The sequence below is a fragment of the Rhodococcus sp. EPR-134 genome, from assembly GCF_001647205.1.
Taxonomy (GTDB): Bacteria; Actinomycetota; Actinomycetes; order Mycobacteriales; family Mycobacteriaceae; genus Rhodococcus_F; species Rhodococcus_F qingshengii.
Genome location: NZ_LVCT01000776.1, coordinates 1 through 3,259, shown reverse-complemented (window position 1 = coordinate 3,259; position 3,259 = coordinate 1). Strand labels below are relative to the sequence as shown.

Genomic DNA, 3,259 nt, shown 5'->3' with positions numbered 1-3,259 from the left:
GAGATCACGCTTCCCCGGGAGTGGAAAGATTGGTTCACCCGCACGGCCATGCCGCCGATGCGCATTCCCGACTTCCACATGTCCTCGGTCAGCCAGGCGCAGTGATGACGAAGGTCGTGATCGCCGGCGGCACCGGCGCTCTCGGCCGCCGAATCAGCGACGATCTCGCGGACCGCGGATATGACGTCGTGGTCCTGACTCGCTCACCGAAACCCGGCAGGCACAGGCAGGTTCAGTGGGACGGCGTCACGGTGGGCGACTGGGCACGCGAACTCGACGGCGCCGCTGTGATCAACCTTGCCGGCGAGTTGGTCGATCGCCGACCCACCCCGGCAAACATCGCACTGCTCACCAACTCCCGAGTCGATCCGACCCGCGCGCTGGTCGAAGCGTCGAAACTACTGGCGCACCCTGTTCCGGTGTGGATCCAGGCGAGCACGCTCGCAATCTACGGCGACGCCGGAGAGACCCGACTCGACGAGGCTTCCCCACTCGCTGACGGACCACCTCAGATGACCGACGTCGCAAAGGACTGGGAGGCCGCGGTCGAGGGAGCAAACACGTCACGAGTGGTGATCCTGCGAACCAGCGTCGTATTGGAGAAGGGCACACCGGCGCTCGAGCGACTGCTGTTGCTCGTACGTCTCGGTCTGGGCGGACGCGTTGCGTCAGGTCGACAATGGACCAGTTGGATTCACATCGACGACTGGCTGTCGATCGTTCGTTGGGCCCTCGAACCCGATTCGGCTGCCTCGGGCGTGGTCATCGCGACTGCCCCGGATCCCGTCCGCAATTCAGAACTGATGGCCGGGCTGCGCAAGCATCTTCACCGGCCACCTGCGCCGCCGACGCCCGCTGTCATGGTCAGATTCGGCGCGTTCCTGCTGCGCAGCGACGCTGCCTTGGGCCTGACGGGTCGTCATGCAGTGTCGAAAGTGCTGACGGACAACGGCTTCGCCTTCACCTATCCGCGGTTCGATTCAGCGTTGGACGATCTGCTCGGCAACTGACGCGCGGTCAGGCTGCAGTGATGGCAAGTCCGATCGTTCCGGTCTTGCCGCGGCGCAGGAGACTGCCTTTCATGGTGATCCAGCCAAGGATTCCGTAGCGACGCGCGATCGCGTCGCGAGCATGATCGGTGCCCGGCGCGTCGAGGATCTCGGCGACGGCGGCAACCGGTTCACCGTTCGGATTTCCCCTCGCGTCACACGCGGCGACTGTGACCGACGGGTTTCGCCTGATGCGCTTGACCTTGTAGGAATCGGTGACGGTCCACATCAAGATCTTGTCGCCGTCCGGCGCGGCCCAGAGCGGAGTCGCCACCGGCGTTCCGTCCTTGCGGAAGGTCGTGAGTAGGACGTACTTGGCCTCGGAGACGCGCTTGAAGTCGGGGTTCACTCCTCGAGGATAGGTGCGAGCGCCTCCCGTTGAACACCGACAGGCTTCCGCGACTATCTGGCGACCGATCAGTACCACCCAGGAAGTGCCACTTATGCACGTTTTATCCGGTTCTTCTTGACGTCGGACACGCCGTTTCGTCCCCAAACTCCATCTCGAGTTATTCTGAGGCAAACCGTCGAACTGGGGAGTCGAACTTACACATGCAGCGCCGTGACATGCAGCGTCGTGACTTTTTCAAAGCCGCCGGGGCGGGGGCAGCAGTTGCCGCCGCGACACCGCTCATCTCGACGTCGACCAGCCACGCCACCCCCGCACCACTGCGGGCGCTCCCGATGGGTGCTGATCACTACCGCGCGCTCGTCCCCGAGTTGTTCGCACCCTCTCCTACTCCCCCGGAGCATTCCGAAGCCATCGTCATCGGGTCCGGATTCGGCGCAAGCGCCACCGCCCTCAGACTGGCGCAGAGCGGCACCCAGATCACCATCCTCGAACGCGGACTTCGGTGGCCCCACGATCCGCAACGGGAGATTCACACCTCCGACATGCTGGCCGACGGCCGCGGAGTCTTCCGGCGAACATCGTTCACCAACCTCACCGGACTCCCCGTGGCGTGCGACTACTTCAGCGGCGTCCTCGATGCCACCGACTACGAACACATCTCGGTATGGCGCGGCGCTGCAGTCGGCGGTGGTTCCATCATCTTCACCGGCGTGATGATCGCGCCCGAGCGCCGATTCTTCGACGCAGTCTTCGGCAACTCCCTCGACTACGACGAGATGGCGTCCACCTGGTACCCCAAAGTGCGCCAGATGCTGCGTCTGAGCCCGTTGCCCGAAGACATTTACCAAACCCCGAACTTCGGTCACTCGCGTCGTTGGGATCAGGACGCTCGTCGTGCCGGATTCGATCCGCAGCGGATCGACGGGATCTGGAACTGGGACGTGGTGCGCTCAGAACTCGACGGCCGAACCCGAGCCTCGGCCACTGTCGGTGACAGCAACATGGGTAACTCCAACGGCGCGAAGTTCGACCTCACACAGAACTACATTCCCGCCGCCGAAGCCACCGGACGAGCCACCGTCTGTTACGGACATCAGGTGCTCGCGATCAGTCGCGAACGTGATGGACGCTACGTCGTCGACGTCGAATCGACGGATCCGACGGGTGGCGTTCTGGCCCGGAAGACTCTTACCTGTGACCGTCTGTTCCTCGGCGCCGGCTCGATCGGCACCTCCGAACTGCTGGTACGCGCCCAGGCGACGGGCGCGCTGCCCAACCTCAACGAACACGTCGGTAAGGGCTGGGGAACGAACGGCGACGCCGGGATGGTGCGCTCGTTCGGCTTCAGTGAAGGCACTGCGCAAGCCGCACCGTCGGCATCACGCATCGTCGACGAGTCGGGAATGCCGCTCTCCCTGGAAAATTGGTACGTCCCCGGCCTACCCGTCAACATCGGCATGCTCGGAACCTTGGGGATGACCCTCGACTCGCAGCGCGCCGACTTCGCCTACGACGGCGGCTCCGATCGGGTGGTGCTGAACTGGCCGAAGAACGGCAACGACGCCACCGTCGAGGCCCTGCGCGCCGTCCAGAACAAGATGGCCTTCGCCGGCACCACGCTGCCGTCCGCCCTGCCGTTCGCGAAAGACGTCAATTCCTCGTTCACCGCGCATCCCCTCGGCGGTGCGGTTCTGGGCAAGGCCACCGACGGCTACGGGCGAGTCAAGGGCTACGACGGCCTGTACGTGATGGACGGCGCTGCCATTCCGGGCAGCACCGGCACCGTCAATCCGTCACTGACCATCACTGCTCTGGCGGAGCGGAACATCGCTCAGATCATCAAGTCCGGACGCTGACA

Annotated in this window: 3 protein-coding genes; 2 read left to right on the top strand and 1 reads right to left on the bottom strand. The window is 64.3% G+C overall.

What is annotated here, in order from left to right:
• Positions 1–104: 104 nt before the first annotated feature.
• Complete coding sequence (locus tag A2J01_RS33275) at positions 105–1,010, top strand: TIGR01777 family oxidoreductase (RefSeq protein WP_064114394.1); 906 nt, start codon at positions 105–107, stop codon at positions 1,008–1,010.
• 7 nt (positions 1,011–1,017) lie between these two features.
• Here the strand turns inward: A2J01_RS33275 and A2J01_RS33270 are convergent, their stop codons facing one another.
• Positions 1,018–1,398: a PPOX class F420-dependent oxidoreductase gene (locus A2J01_RS33270; protein WP_064114393.1), complete on the bottom strand. Its 381-nt coding sequence runs from the start codon at positions 1,396–1,398 to the stop codon at positions 1,018–1,020.
• A gap of 203 nt (positions 1,399–1,601) precedes the next feature.
• Here A2J01_RS33270 and A2J01_RS33265 point away from each other — a divergent pair, with 203 nt between their 5' ends.
• Positions 1,602–3,257: a GMC oxidoreductase gene (locus A2J01_RS33265; RefSeq protein WP_082901001.1), complete on the top strand. Its 1,656-nt coding sequence runs from the start codon at positions 1,602–1,604 to the stop codon at positions 3,255–3,257.
• Positions 3,258–3,259 lie beyond the last annotated feature (2 nt).